This is a genomic window from Streptomyces davaonensis JCM 4913 (assembly GCF_000349325.1).
Lineage (GTDB): Bacteria > Actinomycetota > Actinomycetes > Streptomycetales > Streptomycetaceae > Streptomyces > Streptomyces davaonensis.
In genome coordinates, this window is sequence record NC_020504.1 from 8,389,610 (window position 1) to 8,407,407 (window position 17,798).

Annotated in this window: 22 protein-coding genes; 12 read left to right on the plus strand and 10 right to left on the minus strand. The window is 70.2% G+C overall.

The window, feature by feature from the left end; translation table 11 throughout:
- Positions 1-93: 93 nt before the first annotated feature.
- Entirely contained in the window at positions 94-177 is an 84-nt protein-coding gene (locus tag BN159_RS47800; RefSeq protein WP_408055054.1) for a putative leader peptide, read from the minus strand.
- A gap of 123 nt (positions 178-300) precedes the next feature.
- On the opposite strand from BN159_RS47800, the gene BN159_RS37135 reads away from it, so the two are divergent.
- Entirely contained in the window at positions 301-723 is a 423-nt protein-coding gene (locus BN159_RS37135) for a secondary thiamine-phosphate synthase enzyme YjbQ (RefSeq protein ID WP_015662192.1), read from the plus strand.
- Positions 724-763: 40 nt separating this feature from the next.
- On the opposite strand, the gene BN159_RS37140 is transcribed toward BN159_RS37135, so the two are convergent.
- Entirely contained in the window at positions 764-1,036 is a 273-nt protein-coding gene (locus BN159_RS37140; protein WP_015662193.1) for a hypothetical protein, read from the minus strand.
- A 180-nt stretch (positions 1,037-1,216) separates the two neighbouring features.
- Positions 1,217-1,777, minus strand: coding sequence for a nucleoside-triphosphatase (locus BN159_RS37145; RefSeq protein WP_015662194.1), 561 nt, complete (start codon positions 1,775-1,777; stop codon positions 1,217-1,219).
- 111 nt (positions 1,778-1,888) lie between these two features.
- Here BN159_RS37145 and BN159_RS37150 point away from each other — a divergent pair, with 111 nt between their 5' ends.
- Complete coding sequence (locus BN159_RS37150) at positions 1,889-2,341, plus strand: YbhB/YbcL family Raf kinase inhibitor-like protein (protein ID WP_015662195.1); 453 nt, start codon at positions 1,889-1,891, stop codon at positions 2,339-2,341.
- Between the two features lie 5 nt (positions 2,342-2,346).
- Here BN159_RS37150 and BN159_RS37155 read toward each other — a convergent pair whose 3' ends face one another.
- The 3 genes from BN159_RS37155 to BN159_RS37165 all read right to left on the minus strand — a co-directional run bounded on the left by BN159_RS37155 (position 2,347) and on the right by BN159_RS37165 (position 5,395).
- Complete coding sequence (locus BN159_RS37155; protein WP_015662196.1) at positions 2,347-2,994, minus strand: protein-L-isoaspartate(D-aspartate) O-methyltransferase; 648 nt, start codon at positions 2,992-2,994, stop codon at positions 2,347-2,349.
- Positions 2,984-4,336 (minus strand): baeRF2 domain-containing protein, encoded by a 1,353-nt coding sequence (locus tag BN159_RS37160; protein WP_015662197.1) that lies wholly within the window; start codon positions 4,334-4,336, stop codon positions 2,984-2,986. Before BN159_RS37160 ends, BN159_RS37155 begins: the two co-directional genes overlap by 11 nt.
- 423 nt (positions 4,337-4,759) lie before the next feature.
- The gene (locus BN159_RS37165) at positions 4,760-5,395 is read right to left on the minus strand and encodes a hypothetical protein (protein WP_015662198.1); all 636 of its coding nucleotides are present in this window, start codon (positions 5,393-5,395) and stop codon (positions 4,760-4,762) included.
- Positions 5,396-6,484: 1,089 nt separating this feature from the next.
- Here BN159_RS37165 and BN159_RS37175 point away from each other — a divergent pair.
- On the plus strand, positions 6,485-6,997 hold the full coding sequence (locus BN159_RS37175; RefSeq protein ID WP_015662200.1) for a hypothetical protein: 513 nt from the start codon (positions 6,485-6,487) through the stop codon (positions 6,995-6,997).
- Between the two features lie 390 nt (positions 6,998-7,387).
- Here the strand turns inward: BN159_RS37175 and BN159_RS37180 are convergent, their stop codons facing one another.
- On the minus strand, positions 7,388-8,428 hold the full coding sequence (locus BN159_RS37180) for an Lrp/AsnC family transcriptional regulator (protein ID WP_015662201.1): 1,041 nt from the start codon (positions 8,426-8,428) through the stop codon (positions 7,388-7,390).
- Between the two features lie 123 nt (positions 8,429-8,551).
- On the opposite strand from BN159_RS37180, the gene BN159_RS37185 reads away from it, so the two are divergent.
- From BN159_RS37185 to BN159_RS37205, 5 genes are all read left to right on the plus strand, one after another.
- Positions 8,552-8,941 carry a VOC family protein gene (locus tag BN159_RS37185; protein ID WP_015662202.1) on the plus strand — a complete coding sequence of 130 codons (390 nt, stop codon included), beginning with the start codon at positions 8,552-8,554 and terminating at the stop codon, positions 8,939-8,941.
- Between the two features lie 61 nt (positions 8,942-9,002).
- Entirely contained in the window at positions 9,003-9,464 is a 462-nt protein-coding gene (locus tag BN159_RS37190; RefSeq protein WP_015662203.1) for a DoxX family protein, read from the plus strand.
- Between the two features lie 482 nt (positions 9,465-9,946).
- Positions 9,947-10,465 (plus strand): cupin domain-containing protein, encoded by a 519-nt coding sequence (locus tag BN159_RS37195; RefSeq protein ID WP_015662204.1) that lies wholly within the window; start codon positions 9,947-9,949, stop codon positions 10,463-10,465.
- Positions 10,466-10,483: 18 nt separating this feature from the next.
- Positions 10,484-10,945 carry an SMI1/KNR4 family protein gene (locus tag BN159_RS37200; protein ID WP_015662205.1) on the plus strand — a complete coding sequence of 154 codons (462 nt, stop codon included), beginning with the start codon at positions 10,484-10,486 and terminating at the stop codon, positions 10,943-10,945.
- A gap of 3 nt (positions 10,946-10,948) precedes the next feature.
- Positions 10,949-11,482 carry a GNAT family N-acetyltransferase gene (locus BN159_RS37205; RefSeq protein ID WP_015662206.1) on the plus strand — a complete coding sequence of 178 codons (534 nt, stop codon included), beginning with the start codon at positions 10,949-10,951 and terminating at the stop codon, positions 11,480-11,482.
- A gap of 16 nt (positions 11,483-11,498) precedes the next feature.
- On the opposite strand, the gene BN159_RS45450 is transcribed toward BN159_RS37205, so the two are convergent.
- Together BN159_RS45450 and BN159_RS37215 are read right to left on the minus strand one after the other, a co-directional pair.
- Positions 11,499-11,687, minus strand: coding sequence for a hypothetical protein (locus BN159_RS45450; protein ID WP_231905668.1), 189 nt, complete (start codon positions 11,685-11,687; stop codon positions 11,499-11,501).
- 41 nt (positions 11,688-11,728) lie between these two features.
- Positions 11,729-12,379, minus strand: a complete 651-nt coding sequence (locus BN159_RS37215; protein WP_015662208.1) for a dihydrofolate reductase family protein — start codon at positions 12,377-12,379, stop codon at positions 11,729-11,731.
- A gap of 268 nt (positions 12,380-12,647) precedes the next feature.
- Between BN159_RS37215 and BN159_RS37220 the strand changes: the two genes are divergently transcribed.
- Positions 12,648-14,201, plus strand: a complete 1,554-nt coding sequence (locus tag BN159_RS37220; RefSeq protein WP_015662209.1) for a pectate lyase family protein — start codon at positions 12,648-12,650, stop codon at positions 14,199-14,201.
- 56 nt (positions 14,202-14,257) lie between these two features.
- On the opposite strand, the gene BN159_RS37225 is transcribed toward BN159_RS37220, so the two are convergent.
- Positions 14,258-15,028, minus strand: a complete 771-nt coding sequence (locus tag BN159_RS37225) for an IclR family transcriptional regulator (RefSeq protein ID WP_015662210.1) — start codon at positions 15,026-15,028, stop codon at positions 14,258-14,260.
- Positions 15,029-15,106: 78 nt separating this feature from the next.
- Here BN159_RS37225 and BN159_RS37230 point away from each other — a divergent pair, with 78 nt between their 5' ends.
- The 3 genes from BN159_RS37230 to BN159_RS37240 are packed head-to-tail and all read left to right on the plus strand — an operon-like array spanning position 15,107 to position 17,795.
- On the plus strand, positions 15,107-16,285 hold the full coding sequence (locus tag BN159_RS37230; RefSeq protein WP_051113584.1) for a cupin domain-containing protein: 1,179 nt from the start codon (positions 15,107-15,109) through the stop codon (positions 16,283-16,285).
- Positions 16,282-17,121, plus strand: a complete 840-nt coding sequence (locus BN159_RS37235; protein ID WP_015662212.1) for a fumarylacetoacetate hydrolase family protein — start codon at positions 16,282-16,284, stop codon at positions 17,119-17,121. Before BN159_RS37230 ends, BN159_RS37235 begins: the two co-directional genes overlap by 4 nt.
- The gene (locus BN159_RS37240) at positions 17,121-17,795 is read left to right on the plus strand and encodes a maleylpyruvate isomerase family mycothiol-dependent enzyme (protein ID WP_015662213.1); all 675 of its coding nucleotides are present in this window, start codon (positions 17,121-17,123) and stop codon (positions 17,793-17,795) included. The genes BN159_RS37235 and BN159_RS37240 overlap by 1 nt, the downstream gene beginning before the upstream one ends.
- Positions 17,796-17,798 lie beyond the last annotated feature (3 nt).

A 17,798-nucleotide genomic window follows, 5' to 3' on the forward strand; every position in this document is an offset into this window, starting at 1 on the left:
GTCAGCCTCTCGGGGTCCGGACGGCAAGGTCGGCGAGGAGGCCATGTCCCCGGCGGCAGTCCGCTCAGCGTGCGGAAGAATCGGGGCGGGGCCTCAGCGGACGCGACGACACGCGGCGGAGGCCACCCGCAGCAGGTCGATGTGACCGCGCGTGGTGAGAAGGGCGGTACGCGCCATGCCGCTGACCGTAAAGACGTCGGGTCGCGCAGGTCAACGGGGGGCCGGGGAACTTCATGCCGGTGTCACACTCGGGACGCGACCTGGCGTGCGGCGGCGTTCGGATGACGGAGGATGGAGGCCATGTCAGACACCTTCACCACCCGAGTCCTGAACGTGGCGTCCGGCTCCTCGGAGACGGTCGTGGACCTGACCCGCGACTGCGAAGCCTTCCTGAGGGAGGCGGCCGGGGGTCGGGACGGTCTGCTGAACATCTTCGTCCCCCACGCCACGGCAGGCGTCGCCGTCATCGAAACCGGCGCCGGCAGCGACGACGACCTGCTCACCGCCCTGCACACCCTGCTGCCCGCCGACGACCGCTGGCAGCACCGCCACGGCAGCCCCGGCCACGGCCGCGACCACGTACTCCCCGCGATCGTCCCACCCCACGCCACGCTCCCCGTCTTGAACGGCCGCCTGGAACTGGGCACTTGGCAGTCCGTCTGCCTGGTGGATACGAACAGGGACAATCCGGAGCGTCAGGTCCGGCTGTCGTTCCTCGGGTAGCGGCACTGTAAGCGCGATATCCGGCCGTACCTAGCGGCAGTCAGCGCGCCAGGAGGAGTGCCGAGCCGATCTCCGCCAGCCGGTCCGCGCGGTCCGGGCGCTGGCCCAGCCGGCCGATGCGGACCGCGTTGTCGACCACGGTGAGGACTGGGACCGCGCACACGGTGATCTTGGCCTCGGCCGTGTCGAGGTCCGGCCTGACCTCGTCGAGGACGCGGAGCCAGAGGGCGAGGTAGTCGCGCTGTGCCTGCTTCGACGCCTTGCGTTCCTTCTCCGGCGGCTGGTGGAGCCCGCCGATGAGCAGACCGATCAAGTGGCTGTGCTGGAGGGCGAATGAGGGGTGGGCGCCGAACCGGGTGGTGAAGGCGATGCCGGCCGCGTACTCGGTGGGCAGGCACCGACCCTTGGCGGTGGGCGCCGCCGGTCGCAGCGACCGGGCGACTTCACATCCTGTCGCCCCGACTCTGCTTTCGGCAGGTCGGAGGCCGGTCTCTCATCCGTGAGAGGGAGGCCTTCCGTGCGTCCGGGGCTGCTGCAGCCGGGCCGCGAGCTCCTCCGGCAGGACGTCCCGGTTTGCCGGAGTGAGCTGGACGACCTCGATGTCGGCCCGCCGCTTGAGGGCGTCGGTGAACGGATCGCGATGCGTGTGGACCGTGGCGACGACGTCGACTTCTGCGACGAACAGCGCGTCGACCGCGTGCCGGAACGCCGTGCACGCCAGTTCCATCCGCCCCAGCTCGTCGATGAGCACCAGCCGCCCTGTTGCCTCCTCGGTTGCTGCCGGCCGAAGCGACGGCAGCGCCAGTCGTTCCATGACGCCCGGGTCGACGCCGTATTTCCCTACCCGTGGCGGACCGGGCAGGTCGACATGGGCGAGCACTTCCCGTCGGCCTGCCAGGGTCTCCAGGGCGAAACCGACGCGGGCGCCGGATTGCCGGATCTCCTCCGTGGTGAAGCCGGTGGCCGCGTGGGTGGGCAGCAGCGCGGCCAGCCGACGCAGGGCGGTCGTCTTGCCCGCGCCCGGGCGACCCTCGAGCAGGATCCTTGTCGGCACCCTGCCATCTTCACCCCCGCTTACGGAGACGGCCCGGGTGGGCTCGGCCGAACGGGGGTTTCTGGGGCGCGGACCGGTGCCGGTGCCGCCGTTGCGGGTACAGCGGCGCGCATGAGCGGAATTGAACTCAGCAGCACAGCGTTCGACGACAAAACGGTGATCCCCCGTCGGTACAGCGGGGAGGGTGAGAACATCTCACCGCCCCTGACCTGGTCGGGGGTGCCCCATGAGGCCACGGAGCTGGTGCTCCTGTGCGAGGACCCGGACGCACCGGGGGCGACCTTCCTGCACTGGCTGGTGACCGGCATCGATCCGGGGATCACCGGGGCGGCGGAGGGCCAGAAGCCCCAGGGGGGCCTGCCGTGGCCCAACGGCTTCGGCCGCGTGGGCTGGGGAGGGCCGATGCCTCCACCGGGGCACGGGCCGCACCGCTACTTCTTCCGCCTGTACGCCCTGTCCGAGCCGCTGCCGCTGCACGACCACCCTGGAGCCGAGGACGTGCACCGTGCCCTGAAGGGCAGGGAGCTGGCCTCCGGCACCATGGTCGGGACCTATCAGCGCTGAGCGCGTCACCGCTGGTCGTAGCCATGGGCGCCGTACAGCCGGACGAACCGGGCCGCGGTGACCGTCCTGCGGTGCACCAGGTTGTGGGCCCGCTGCTCGTACAGCTCGACGCGCTCCTGCCCGCCCTGCCCGATCGGCTGGACGAGCCGGCCACCGGTGCGGAGCTGATCCACGAGCGGCTCAGGCACTCGCGGGAAGGCCGCGCAGACGATGACGGCGTCGTACGGGGCGCGGGTCGGCATCCCGAGGGTCCCGTCGCCGAGTACGACCTCGGCATTGCCGACGCCCTGCCCGGTCAGCCGCAGGAGGGCCTCGTCGACCAGGTCGGGCCAGCGCTCGACGCTGACGACGTACGCGGCCAAGCGGGCCAGCAGCGCGGTCTGCCAGCCGTATCCGGTCCCGACCTCCAGGACCTGTTCGTCTCCGGTGAGGCCGAGAGCGGAGACCATCATGGCGATCAGCGAGGGCTGGGTGGTCACCTGCCCGTGGGGGAGCGGAACGGGCGTGTCCCGGTACGCGGATGCCACCTCGTCCGCGGGGACGAATTCCGCCCGGGGGATGCTCCGTACGGCCTCCAGGAGACGGGCGTCGGTCACGCCCACGGCGTGGGCCGCGCGGACCAGGTCCTCGGGGGTCGTCCCTTCATGGGCCATCGGACCGCGGGGCCGTGGCGGTGGCGCCGGCGGCCCCGGTCGTGGTGCGTTCCCGTCTGACCACGATCCCCTTCGACGTGGGCGTGTTGCTGATATCGGCCGTGCTGTCCATGTGGCCCGTCCGCCGCTCATACGCCGCGCTGCCGCTCCAGCCCAGTGTCGGCACGGTCCGTGCCCTGTGCGATCCGGGGCGGTCGGGCGCCAGGGGCGACCCGTGATCCGGGAGGCGCAGCGCGTCGGCGTCGGGACGGGGGGTCCCCGGGTCGGTGTACCGCAGCAGGGCGCCCACGCCCTCGTACAGCCTCAGCTCGCTCTCCGGTACGACGACCAGCTCGGCACCGGTGCCGACGAGGGCCCGGACGAGGGCCTCGTCGGCGCGCTCCTCGCGAGGGGCCCGCACGCCGAAGGACATCAGCTCCGCCTCGGTCAGCGCGAGCTGAGTGGGCTGGGAGCCCGCCCAGAGCCGCAGCGAAGACCCTGGCGGCCGGTTCACCAGCAGTGCCGCGACCTGGCCGCGCTGGAGGGCGGCGACGGTGGCGGCCAGCCCCTCCGTCATGGGTCCGTCCAGGGCACGCCGGCCGATGAAGATGTCCACGAGTTCACGGTCGTGCGCGGCCATGCGGCCGCGGAAGATGCCGTCGAGCTGCGGCTCCAACAGGGCGCGTCCGGTGTCGGTGGGGGTCCGGCCGCCCACGCGTACGACCTTGTCCCGCAGGGTGTGCGGCAGGCGGCGGATCAGTACGTTGCACGCCCACTCGTCCCCGCCCACGACGACGGCGTCGGCATGGGCACGCCGCGCCCGTTCGTCCAGCCGGTGGCCGAGCCGGAGGGAGGCGCGGTGCCAGGTCGCCACCGCGACCCTGCGGTGCAGCCGCTCACCCGGGGTGACGGTGGACGCTGGCCAGGTGCCGGTCTCCGCCTCCAGAAATACCCAGCCGTGGGTCTCCGCGGTCGGAAGGCCACCGTAGTGGACGACTACGGCCATGTAGGGGATCTCCGGAACGTGCTGGGTGACCAGGGGCATCGCGTCCGGCAGGGTGCTGTAGCGCGCGGAGTCGTGTTCGGGCGGCCTGGGCAGCTCCCCGTTGAGGACGAGCGCGCCGTGGGCGGCGAAGATGGCCTGACCGTGTGCCCCCGGCACCCCTGTGTCGGCGCCCACCTCCTCCTCCAGTACGTTCAGCAGCGCCCGGTCCGAGCCCTGACGGGACAGGCTCTCGCGCAGCCGCCGCCAGCGCAGCGCGATCGCCCGCTCGGGATGCTCGACGTCTCGGGACGTGTCCAGGTAAACGGAGGCGAACGGGCCTGGCTCCGCGTAGAGGGGTTCAAGGAACGACAACCTCATCGCCACTCCTCGTCGATGGCCCCCCTCCTTTGATGATGCGCGCCCCGGGGGGCGATGGAGCTCGACGAGCGCAAAGCGGTGCGGAACGCGGGGCGGTCAGGCGCCGGCCGGCAGCAGCCGCCCCATCGTGAGCAGGGTGGCGGCGACCAGGCCGTCGAGCACCGCCAAGCCGCGGGCCGGGACAGCAGGCCGCTGAGCAGCCCGGCTCCGTAGCCGGATGAAGGAGCAGTCTGCGCGGGAGCACCGGGGTCGAGGCAGCACCGGGACCGCAGCCTCCCATCGTTGCCATGGATCACCCAGTGGAGCTGTGGCAGGCCTATCGGTAGGGTCGGGGTTGTCTTGGCGGAGGTTGGTGGACACCAACAAGGACAACCCGAACCGACAGGTGCGCATCACCTTTCTTGCGGGGTCGTGAGCTTGTCCTCATCGCGGCTGCCGGCCTCTGACGAGTGCAGTGGGCAGTGATGCGTCCAGGAACAGATCACGCGGCAGTGCCAGTTCGAAGCGCTGTTCCAGTACGGCGAGAGAGGCACGGTGCGCCGTGTCCCTCTCCCTCTCCTCCGGGATCCCGGCCGCGACGATTTCAGCGCGGACGACGTCGGCGCCAGGGCCGGTGATCTCCTGCGACCAGGTGCGCATGTACATGCCGAAGCCGCACACGTAGCGGTCGTCGTGGAAGTAGGCGAATGCGGGTGGCGGGACCTTCGGGTTCTGCTTCTCGTAGTAGAGCTCGAAGACGTGGGCCCCGTTCCGGGATGTCCCGTCGTGGTACGCGGGTCCGAGGACGGACGGCCAGTGGCCGTAGGCGATGGCGAAGCCCAGGCCGGTGTGGTCGCCGTAGCGGACGGCGATGCTGTCGGCGTCGCCGCGCTCCGCGTCGAGCCCGTCGATGAGTGCTTCGGCCTGCGGCCCGGTGGCGGCCTGGACCGGTACGGGGCCGCCGGGACCGGCGAGGCGTGCGGCGAGCTGTTCGCCGGTCAGGCCCTGGGTCAGCTTGATGCAGTAGCCGAGCAAGGAGGTGTCCTCGTCGGCTATCCATGTGATCCCGCCGGAACTCACTGCGTGTCTCCGTTCTCCGGTGTGGCGCGGCCCGGGGTCGGCCCTGCGACCGGCCCCGGGCCGCACATCACATGCGGTGTGCGTCAGTAACGTGCTACCGGATGTCGCACTTGATTGTCGGCTTCCAGGCGTCGCACCTGTCGAAGCCCGGCGTCCTGACGAAATACGCGCCCTGATCGATCAGCCGGAGCTCCTTGGCGAACGTGGGAAAGCGGCTCATCGAGGTGGAGTTGACCCACCCGGACATCGCGGACCGGCCACACACTTCGGACCACGTCGGCGCGGCCGTCCCGCGAGCTCATGGCTGTGCAAGTCCCGTGGGGCGCAGGCCGGTTGGTGGTTTGAGTCGCGCTGGAACCTTCCTACAGGCCGCCGCGTTGCCGTTCCTAGGTCATCAATTGGGGCGTTCAGCCTGAAACGCAGGTAGTGGACGGTGATGAGGCCGACGTTTAGCGAGGGTTGCGGCGCGGATCAGCCAAACCCTGGCAAGCGGTGGCTACCGTGAGCCATACGGATGACTCCGCGCACGGCGCCTGCCCGGCCGCGACGAGCGCCCCGGGAGTGGTGCGGGGGGACGATCCGGGTGCGCCGCCTGCTGTCGCTCATCCGCCGCGCGGTCAACCCACCCCGACCTAAGCCTCCTGGGCCAACCCGATCGAGGCGCACTTCGACCCGCTGCGCCAGTGCAGCCGGGCGGCGCCCACTCCCGAACCGAACGACGTCGCCTGGACGGGGGCTATCTGCGGGACGAGCCCCTGGCCCGGACACGGCTGGGGGCTCGCTGAGACCGCATGTCGCGGACATCGGACTCCGTGTCGGGCGCACACGGTGTGGGTCGTTAGGTGCGGTTGACCTTCCTGAGGTGACGGTGATTCGGTCGACTGCCTGGTGGTGAGCGGGCGATCCGGACCGGCTGAGGCGAGCGGTCCGGGTTGGCTGAAGCGGGCGGTCCGGATTAATTCGCCAGGGTTCGCCACCCCTTCCGAGCAGTGCATTTATCTACAAGGATGAATGCCTCAGGTCAGGCGGTCCCGGCGGCGAGGGAGACGTATGTCCTGTCCATGGGCTGACGGAACCTGGAGGTCCGCCATGCGAGGAACCACACGACGGGCCACGGAATGGCTATCCGCCGCCGCGACCGACCCACGCGCCTGCAAACGGCAGTGGCACGGAGAGGACGGGGTGGCGGCGCTGGCCTGCGGGCGATTCTGGGACGTGCTGAGCGTGCCGGTCGAACTGGGCGTGCTGGCCCTCGACGCCCTGCTGTGCATCCCGCAGCCGCCCGGTCCGGCACTGGCCGACACCGTCGCCGGCCGGGTGGGCTTCTTCCTGCCGCCCGATCCGCTCGGCCACTGGATCGGCTCCGACGTCCGCTATCTGGGCAAGGGTTCGTGGATCACGGTGCCCGCGCCGCACCGGGCCGTGGGGCGCCTGCGGTGGCTGATCCCACCGGACGGCGCCGGTGCGTTATTCCTCCCCGCTGCCGTGGAGTTGGCCCTACAGCAGGCACTCGGCGTCCTCACCGCGCAGGCCAACGCGCGCGGACGCTGCCCCATGTGCGGGGCACTGAGCACCGGACCCCGAATCCCGGGCGACGACTGACCCCGCCGAGGGGAACCAGGCCTCCGACGCCAGGCAGGACGGGACCAGGGCGGCGGTCCACTGGGCATCCCGGGCACCAGGGACCATCCGGCCCCGCGCCTGCCACTCGGTGACCAAGGCCGCATAGATGGGCGGATTCCTCTGGGTCCTCTGGGCTGACGCGGAGAGTCCGGCAGGGCGCGCTCGCCGCTCTTCGTTCGCCGGGACGAGGGACCCTGTGGTGACTGTGCGATCCATGTCGCTGCCAACGCGTCGGAGTGCGGCGAGGGTGCGCGCCCGTCCTCCGGAACGCCCGCATCAGGGGAAACACGGTCCCTCGATCGGGGCCATGCGGTTATCCGACAGGCATACACCGGCACCGACCGGTCGGCGCCCACCATGGTGCACGACTCACCTGGTCGACCTTCGCGTCGCAGCATGAGGGCGCTCCGCCACCGTCGGGAGCAACAGGGGGCCCGCTCGCTTGGCACGGCGTTGAACCAGGGCGGTTTCCAGGCGGGCGATGCCCGGGAGGGCGGCCAAGTCGTCGGCCAGGTAGTCGTGCAGGGCCGCCGTGTCAGGGCACTGGATCATGGCGAAGACCGAGGTGCGCCCCGTTGTGACGGCGGCGAAGGCGACCGCCGTGTGCCGTGACAGTGCCTCGGTCACCTCGCCCAGCGCGGCCGGTGCCACCTCCAGCCACAGCAGCGCCTCCAGCGGGTAGCCGAAGTGGGCCGGGCTCACGTCCACCTCGAAATGCAGCACCCCGGCGGCCCGCAGCCCGGCGATGCGGCGCCGCACGGTCGAGGCCGACCACTCGGTGGCGGCGGCCAGATGCGCCACGTCCGCCCGCCCGTCCAGGGCCAGTTCGCCCACCAGCCGCGCCTCCCCGTCGCCCCAGCCGGACGGCTCGGCAAGGTCGTCCAGGTCGTCCGGTGGCTCCGGAGCGGTGTCGAGAAGGGCCGCCTGCTCGGCTGCGTCCAACGCGCTCGTCCGGCCCGCCCAGCCGCCGACCCCGGCGACCGGGCGCAGCACGCAGCACGCCTCGACGTCACGGATTCCTTGGGTCCGGAACAGATGGTCGAACAGCGGACGTCCGGCCTCCGTCCCTTCGATCGGAGTGCGCACCATGCAGGTCAGCCGTGTCCCGCCGACGACCGGAGCGATCCACGAGGTGTCGTCCCGCTGCGCGAGGGCGGCGGTCAGCGCCTCGACGGTGTCCGGCGCGCAGTCGATGCGGACGAACCAGTCGAGCATGCCGATCCGTCGACTGTCGACGAGTCCGACGACCCGGACCACCAGCGCCGACCGCAGCCGGTGGTAGCGGCGCGCCACCGTGCGCTCCGGCGCGCCCAGCACGGCGGCGATACGGCTGAAGGAGGCCCGCCCGTCGATCTGGAGCGCATGGATCAGACGGCGATCCAGCGCGTCGAGTGTGACGGATTGCGTCACCAGGCCCTCCTGAAACGTCTGAACACGTCGATGCCGGGGACATTAAAGCGTGCTGCGGAGCACCGGGCAGGACGCTGACGGCGACGACCCCAGAAAGGGCGACCACCCCAGAAAGGCAGACCCATGTTGACCGTCCTCCCCATCCGCTACGTCGCCGACGTCGAGGCGTCCCGCACCTTCTACGCCGGGCTGGGCCTCGACGTGCGGCAGGAACCCGGCGCGGCCGTCTGGGTCCGCCTGGACGCCTCCGCGGGCGCCGTCGGCGTCCATGCCGCCGCCGTCTCGCAGGGCCGCGTGCCCGGCACCACGGAACTGGGCTTCGCCACGGAGGAGCCGCTGGAGGAGATCGCGCAGCGGCTCGAACGCGACGGTTACCCCTACGAACTCGTCGAGGAGAACTTCGGCCACAGCATCCGGGTCACCGACCCGGACGGGGTAGTCGTCCAGATCCAGCACATCGACTCCGACACCGTGCGCAGGTCGGCCGCGGCGGTGGCGGAGGACGCCGTCTGACCGGAAGGCGTCAGCCCCCAGACGTCAGTCACCACGCTCATCACTTCAGGAAGATCCGGCCATGGAACCGCTCGCCACGCTCGTCGCCGTCACCGGCCTACTGACGCTCGCCGGGGCGCTCGGGGCCGAACGGCTCCGTCGGCCGACCACCGCACTGCGGGGCGGTCTGGCGGCCATGTTCACCGTCACCGGGGGCGCGCACTTCATCGGGATGCGCGAGGAGATCGTCGACATGGTGCCGTCGGCTCTGCCGGCCCCGGGTCTGCTCGTCACACTGACCGGCATCGCCGAAATCGCCTGCGCGGTCGGGTTGTTGTGGTCGCGGACCGCTCGGGCCGCGGCGGCCGCGCTCAGTGTGATGCTGGTCGTGATGTTCCCCGCCAATGTGTACGCCGCCGACGGTGACGTGCCGTGGTGGGACCGGCTCGGCCCCCGGACGGCCATGCAGGTCGTCTTCCTCGCGGCCACCGTCACGGTGCTGGTTCGGCATGGGAGGGCGGCCGCGGAACCTTCCTTGCGGTAGGGAAGAATGCTGGGCATGACGACTTGAAGAGCACCGGCAGGGCGGCGGCGATGGATCAAGGTCGGGACCTGGGACACCGTTCTCGACGGGGACCAATGGACCTGCGCCGCCTGCGGAACGCCGGTCCGCTCATACCAACACCGGTTCCATCCACCCGAGTCCTCCCTGTATGAGCGCTGCCTTGGCGTCGCCTGGTGCTCGGGCTGCCGGATCTACTCCGCGAATATGGTTCACGTCCCCCGCTCGCGGAGGCTCGTCGACGCCCTGTCCTCCCTGCCTCCTGAGCGCCGGGAACGGCTGATACGTTCGGAAACAGGCTTGATCGATTTCCTGAACGCGCACGGCCGTTGACGCTTCCGGCGTAGGTCCAGAGCCCTCGTCCCCGAGCCTCCAAGATCATCCGGAAGTCCGATGCCGCCGTGTCGGGAGGGGAGCAGGCTTTCCGGTGAAGTGACGGACGAGTCGGAAACGGAGAGCGTGCCATGTCGTACCCCGAGGACCTGACCTACCCGGAGCCCCGCTATCACGGTGACAAGGGAGAGGTGACCGCGGTCTTCCGCCGTGCGGACACCCCACCGGACCTTTCCTCCCCCGGCGGCTCGACGAGCTACCTCGCCACCAACGAATCGACGGGCGGCGAATTCGGCCTGTACAAGGTGGATTTGGCCGCCCGTGCAGCCGGCGCCAAGACCCATTTCCACAAGGCCATGTCGGAGTCCTTCTACATCCTCTCCGGCGAACTGGAGCTCTACAACGGCGAGAAGTGGGTCACGGGCCGCACCGGAGATTTCCTCTACGTCCCGGTCGGCGGCCTCCACGCCTTCCGCAACACCACCGACGAACCGACGTCCATGCTCATGCTGTTCTCTCCGGGCGCCCCGCGCGAGGAGTACTTCGAACGCGTCGCGGAAATGTCCCAGCGCAGCAGCGAGGAACTCAAGCGGTTCAGGGTGCGCCACGACAGCTACTTCGTCGAGGACTTCGAATCCAGCGCGGAGTAGGCGGGATACGCATCACCGATGAGCATCGAATTCGAGACGACCGGACCGGGCGCCGACGCCGCGCTGCTTGCCGCATTCGAGGGGCGTACGGGATTGAGGATCCCGGTCGCTTGCAGGCAGCTGCTCCACCGGCACAACGGGGGCGAGCTGCCGTCCAACTTCTTGGACACACCCACCGGCAGGGATGTCGGGGTCGGTGTCACCGAGATGCTGGGCGTTGATACCGGGGATGACTGCGACATCGAAGTACGGCTCCGAGAACTTCGGGGCCGCGCCCCGGATTGGTTCCTGCCTCTCTTCGATGCGGAGTGCGGCAATGTCGTCGGTGTATCGGTTTCTGACTCAGACGAGGGACGTGTCTACTTCTGGGATCACGAACGGGAAGGCACAGGCCGTGCTGTGGTCGAGGTGGCCGACACCCTCGACGCGTTCATGGAGTCGCTCCGTCCCGTCGACGACTGGGACGATGAGGACAACTAGTTGATGCCGGTGACTTTGCGCAAGCTCGCGCTCGACGACTGGCAAGCGGTGCACTCCTGGGCCGGTCTTGAGGAGGCTTGTCGGTACCAGCCCTGGGGGCCGAACAGGGAGGAGCAGACGCGCGCGTTCGTGCGCGCCGCTGTAGAGGCCTGGTCACATGCTCAGCAGCAGAGGTTCGTGTACGTTGCTCGGTTCGAGAACGACCTCGTCGGCATGGGGGAGTTGCGCATTCGTAGCCATCGCCATCGGCAGGGCGAAATCGCCTACATCGTGCACCCGAGGGTCTGGGGGCGTGGCGTGGGTACAGCGATCGGGCGGGAGCTTCTGTCGCGCGGGTTCGGGGAATTGGGACTCCACCGGATCTACGCGACCTGTGACCCGCGTAATCTCGCGTCGGCTCAGCTGCTCCGCAAGCTTGGCATGACGTATGAGGGGCGGCATCGGCACACCGCGTTGATTCGGGACGGCTGGCGGGACTCCGAGATGTTCAGCATCCTCGAAGCGGAATGGCGCTCGAGCCGTAGCGGCGGATTGTGAGCTCGCGCAGTCGAGTTCAGTGGGTGTCCATTGCGCGTGCGCGTCTGCGGCGTCGTAGTGGGGCCGTTGCCCACATGGTCAGGCCGATGAGGGACACGAGTACGGCTCCGCCGATGATGATGGGGATGGTTGCCACCATGGCGAAGGTGAGCAGGAGTTCCGGCCATGTCGGTTCCTCGCCCATCGTGCTTCCGCCCTGTGCCATGGGGGTCATCATGCCAGGGATGATCAAGGCGGGTGTTCGAATCAGGGCAGTACGCGGTACGTCAGGTGCGTGATCTGGGTCGCCGAACGGGACGCCACCTGTTCCAGGTTCAGTGGTGGGACGCCCTCGAACAGGCGCGTGCCCGCGCCGAGCGTCAACGGCACGATGTGGAGGCGTAGTTCTTCGATCAGGCCAGCGGCGAGGTACTGGTTAATGGTGGTCGCGCCGCCGTGGATCAGGACGTCACCGTCACCCGCTGCCGCGCGTGCCTGCGCTAGCGCCGATTCGATGCCGTCGGTGATGAAGTGGAACGTCGTGCCGCCGTCCATCGGCTGCGGCTCGCGTGCGTGGTGGGTGAGTACGAACACCGGTGCGTGGAAAGGGGGGTTGTCACCCCACCAGCCGTTCCAGGTCCGGTCCCCGTCCCATGCGCCACGCACGGGGCCGAACATGTTGCGCCCCATGATGAACGCCTTCGCGGCGCCCAATTGCTCGATCTCGGCCCGGTTCTCGTCGGGTCTGTCGAACATCCACGCGTGCAGCCTGGCGCCCGTGCCGTCGCCGCCGTCCTCGCCGAACGGGCGTTCCTCGGTCTGGTTGTGCCCGGCCGAGTACCCGTCGGCCGAGATCGTGATGTCGCTGATCACCCTGGCACGGGGACTGGCAGTGGCATTCGCGCTTCGCTCGGCCATCGGTCCTACCTCCTCGTGGACAGCCTCCCACGCATAGCGTCTCCCGGCCGCCCCATCGTCACTCGTTCGAGAATGTGAACCAGATTCTGCCGGTGGGCTTGTCAGCCCTTCTGGCCACCCCTATCGTCTGCGGCCAGAAAGCGCTTTCCCGTCGCGTTTTCTCGCTGTCGGAGCCGCTCCAGGAGAGCCGTATCGCGCAGCCGTTCGCACAGCAAGTGGCACTCCGCACCACGCATCGAACGGATCACGAACCCCCCAGGAGACAACCATGAGAAGACCACTCGCCCTACGCCTGTCCGCCGCCTCGGCCGTACTGGCCCTGGCGGTCGGGGCCGGTATCGCGGCGCTGTCGATGCCCGCGGCGTCGGCCGCGACCGGCGGAGTCACCGGTTACGCGACGCAGAACGGGGGCACCACCGGCGGAGCCGGTGGGCAGACGGTCAAGGCCACCACCGGTACCCAGATCCACGCGGCACTGTGCGGCCGTGCCAGCAGCAGCACGCCGATCGTCATCCAGGTCGATGGCACCATCAACCACGGCAACACCGCGAAGGTCTCGGGCGACAGCTGCAACACCGCCGCCGGTGTGATCGAGCTCAAGCAGATCAGCAATGTCACGATCGTCGGGGTCGGCGGCGGGGCCGTCTTCGATCAACTGGGCATCCACATCCGTGAATCCAGCAACATCATCATCCAGAACGTCACGGTCAAGAACGTGAAGAAGTCGGGCTCACCGACATCCAACGGCGGCGACGCGATCGGCATGGAGAGCGACGTCCGCAACGTGTGGGTCGACCACGCCACCCTGGAGGCCTCGGGAGGTGAGTCGGAGGGCTACGACGGCCTCTTCGACATGAAGGACAACACCCAGTACGTGACGCTGTCCTACAGCATTCTGCGCAACTCCGGCCGGGGCGGCCTCATCGGGTCCAGCGAGAGCGATCTGTCCAACGGGTACGTCACCTTCCACCACAACCTGTACCGGAACATCGACTCCCGTGCGCCCCTGCTGCGCGGCGGCACCGCCCACGCCTACAACAACCACTACGTGAGTCTGAACGAGTCCGGCATCAACTCCCGCGCCGGCGCCAAGGCCAAGGTGGACAACAACTACTTCGAGGACTCCAAGGACGTCCTGGGTACCTTCTACACCGACCAGCGCGGCTCCTGGCAGGTCAGCGGCAACGTCTTCGACAACGTGACCTGGTCCTCCCCGGGCTCCGAGAACTACCCCGCCGGGCCCGACCCGCAGTCCAACACCACGGTCGGCATTCCGTACGCCTACACGCTCGACGTCGCGACCTGCGTGCCCGACGTCGTGAGCCGTACGGCGGGCGCGGGCACCGGACTCAAGGTCTCCGACGGCAACTGCACCCCGCAGACGCCGAACCCGACCCCGACCACGCCGACTCCGACCCCGACGCCCACCCCCACGCCGACCCCGACCCAGCCGACCGGCACCAACCTCAGCATCGGCGCCGGTGCCGACGGCTCCAGCAAGGCCGACGGCACCAGCTACGGCAACGTCCGGGACGGAGACATGAGCACGTACTGGTCGCCGAGCGGCTCCACCGGTTCCGTCTCCGTCAAGTGGGGCTCCGCCACCACGGTGGCCAAGGTCAACATCCGTGAGGCGGCCGGATCCACCGGCGCCATCGGCTCCTGGCGGCTCCTCAACGCCGACACGGGCGCCGTTCTGGCCTCCGGAACCGGCGCGGGCGTGATCACCTTGCCGCAGACCTCGCTGAAGAAGATCACCTTCGAGATCACCGGCTCCACGGCCACCCCGAAGGTCGCCGAGTTCGAGACCTACGGCGCGTAGCGGGCACCACGGGTTCCGCTGCTCCGCTCACGTGGGGCAGCGGGAACGCCCCACGGCTACGCCGCCAGGTCCCGCTCCAGCGCCCGAGCCGTGGCGTTCAGTACGGCCACCAGCGCCTGGAGCCGATGGGCGTCGTAGCGCACGCTCGGCATCGACACCGACAGTCCCGCCACCGCCGTACCGTCCTGGTCGCGGACGGGTACGCCGATGGCGACCAGGCCCCGTTCGGAGCGCTCCTGGTTCACGGCGAAGCCGTTGCGGCGCAGGCGCTTCAGTTCGGTGCGCAGGCGCGGGAGGTCGGGGCGGTCGCCGGGGCGGTCGTGGTAGCGGGCGAGGGAGTAGACCTCGTCCAGTTCCTCGTCCGTCAGGTCGGCCAGCAGGAGCAGGCCGGCCGTGGTGCGGTGGGCCGGGAAGACCATGCCCTCCCGGGAGCCGACCCGCAGGGCCTGGTGGCATTCGACGCTCGCGATGAAACGGGCCGTGTCGCCCGTGCGGATGATCAGGTTCGTCGTCTCGTCCAGGACGTCCACCGCCCTGTGCAGGTGCGGCAGCGCCGTCGCCCGCAGACGCGAGACCAGGGACTGGGAGTGGGCCGCCAGCTCCAGGACCGGGCCCGCCCGGTACACCCGGTCCTCGTCCTGCACTGCGAAGTCCCGGTACACCAGCATCGCCAGCAGCCGATGCGCCGTCGATCGCGCCACGCCCAGGCGCTCGGCGATCTCGGAGACCGTGGCGCCACCTTCCATCTGGAGGATCGTCGCCGCGCGCAGGGCGTGGTCCACGCTGGTGATGGGGTAGGGCGGGGGCGTCTTGAGGGGCTTGTCCATGGGGCGACCGTCTCTGCTCAGATTCTGCTGTGCAGAATGTATCTGTTCTTCTGTCGGACACGACGCACGCTGTGGACTGTGACTCAGTCCTCCATCGCTCATGACAACGCCGCGGGCTCCCCGGACTCCCCGGTCCGCCTCCGGGCCGTCTCCGCGGAGGGACAGCCCGACGTGACCCCGGCACTCGAAGAGCTGTACCGGGGCTTCGAACAGGAGCTGCTCGTCCCGCTGTGGACCGAGATCGGCGATCTGATGCCGGCCCATCCGCGCTCGCGCGCCGTGCCGCACCTCTGGCGCTGGGACCGGCTGCGCGAGCTGGCGGCCGAAGCCGGTGATCTCGTGCCCGTCGGGCGGGGCGGGGAGCGGCGGGCCATCGCGCTGGCCAATCCCGCCCTCGGCGGCAGGCCCTTCGCCACGCCGACGCTGTGGGCCGCCATCCAGTACCTCATGCCCGGCGAGGACGCCCCCGAGCACCGGCACACCCAGCACGCCTTCCGCTTCGTCGTCGAGGGCGAGGGCGTGTGGACGGTCGTCGGACGCGACCCGGTGGCCATGCGGCGCGGGGACTTCCTGCCGCAGGCCGGCTGGAACTGGCACGCCCACCACAACGCCACCGCCGCCCCCATGGCCTGGATCGACGGACTCGACATCCCCTTCCAGTACGCCGTCGAGACGCAGTTCTTCGAGTTCGGACGCGACGAGATCGGCGACGCCGAGCGCATCACCCCCGAGCGGTCGCGCTCCGAGCGGCTGTGGGGGCACCCCGGTCTCACGCCCGTAGCGGCCGGTACGTCCGCCCCCGGCACCCCTCTCCTCGCCTACCGCTGGGAGCACACCGACCGCGCCCTCGCCGACCAACTCGCCCTGGAATCCGAGGGATACGGCGGCACCGTCGAGCCCGGTCACGCCGCCGTCCGGTTCACCGACCCCACCACCGGCGCCGACGTCCTGCCCACCCTGCGGGCCGAGATGCACCGCATCGCACGCGGCGCCGAGACCGCTCCGGTGCGCGAGACCGGATCGTCCGTCTACCAGGTCTTCGACGGCTCCGGCACCGTGACCGTGGGCGACCGCACCTGGTCCGTCACCCGTGGCGACCTGTTCGTCGTCCCGTCCTGGCAGCCGCTGAGCGTCCGCTCCGAGGCCGGTGCCACTGACTCCGACTCCGGCGCCCTGGACCTGTTCCGGTTCAGCGACGCCCCCGTCTTCGAAGCCCTGCGTCTCGACCGTACGCAGGTGGAAGGAACCCCCCGATGAAGCTCGCCACTCTCCGCACCGACGGCACCACCCGGGCCGTACGACTCGACGGCGACGTCCTCGTCGACCTCGGGGTCCCGGACGTGGGCGCCCTGCTCGCCGAGGAAGGGTGGGCCGAGCGCGCCGCCGCGGCGACCGGGGTCAGGTATCCCGTCGAGGGTGCCGACTTCGCGCCCTTGGTGCCCGCCCCCTCCAAGGTCGTGTGCGTCGGCCTCAACTACCGCAACCACATCCAGGAGATGGGGCGCGACCTTCCCGAACACCCCACCCTCTTCGCCAAGTTCGCGGACTCCCTGATCGGCGCGGGCGACGACATCGTCCGGCCCGACGAGACGGCCGAGTTCGACTGGGAGGTCGAACTCGCCGTCGTCGTGGGCGCACCCGCGCGTCGCGCCCGGGGTGCCGAGGCGGAGGCGGCCATCGCCGGGTTCACCGTGCTGAACGACATCACCTGCCGTGACTGGCAGTTCCGCACCCGTGAGTGGCTCCAGGGCAAGACGTGGGACTCCACCACGCCCGTCGGCCCCTTCCTCGTCACCCCCGACGAACTGCCGGGCGGGGTACGCCCGTCGCTCGACGTGCGGCTGCTCGTCGACGGTGAGGTCATGCAGTCGGACTCCACCGGCGACCTGCTCTTCGACCCGGTCGACCTGGTCGAGTACGTCTCCACCGTCGTCCGCCTCAACCCGGGCGACATCATCGCCACCGGCACCCCCGGCGGCGTCGGCCATGCCCGTAGGCCCGAGCGCTATCTCGTCGGCGGGGAGACCGTCGTCACCGAGATCGAGGGCATCGGCCGGCTGGAGAACCGGGTCGTCAAGGAGAAGTCCGCCTGATGCGCCGGACCTTCGAGGACGCCCGCCGCTGGGCCCGGCTCGGCACCGAGCTGTTCCTGGGGGCGGCGCAGGGCGGGTTCGACGAGCCCAGCGCGCTGCCCGGCTGGACCCGCGCCCACCTCGTCGCCCATGTGGCGGCCAACGCCGACGCGCTCGGCAACCTCGTGCACTGGGCGGCCACCGGCGAACCCACACCCATGTACGCCTCGCCCGAGGAACGCGCCCAGGGCATCGAGCGGGGTCGCACCCTCCCCGCGGCCGAACTCACCGCCTGGCTGCGCGACTCCGCGGCAGAACTGGAGAAGGCGATGGCCGCGCTCGGGGAGGAACAGTGGCGTACGCGGGTCGTCACCGCGCAGGGCCGGACCGTACCGGCCACCGAGGTGCCCTGGATGCGGGCCCGCGAAGTCTGTGTGCACGCCGTGGACCTGGCCGGCCCCGCCACCTTCGCCGACCTTCCGGCCGACTTCCTGACCGCCCTGTGCGACGACGTCGTGACCAAGCGGTCCGCGGCGCCGGGACCGGCCGTGTCCCTGCGGGCGCCGTCCGCCGCCTGGGAACTGCCCGGGGACGGTGAACCCGCCCTGGTCACCGCCGAGTTGCCGGACCTCGCCGCCTACCTGACCGGACGGGACACCGGCACCTCCGCCCCCGTGCTGGGCGCCTGGCTCTGAGGG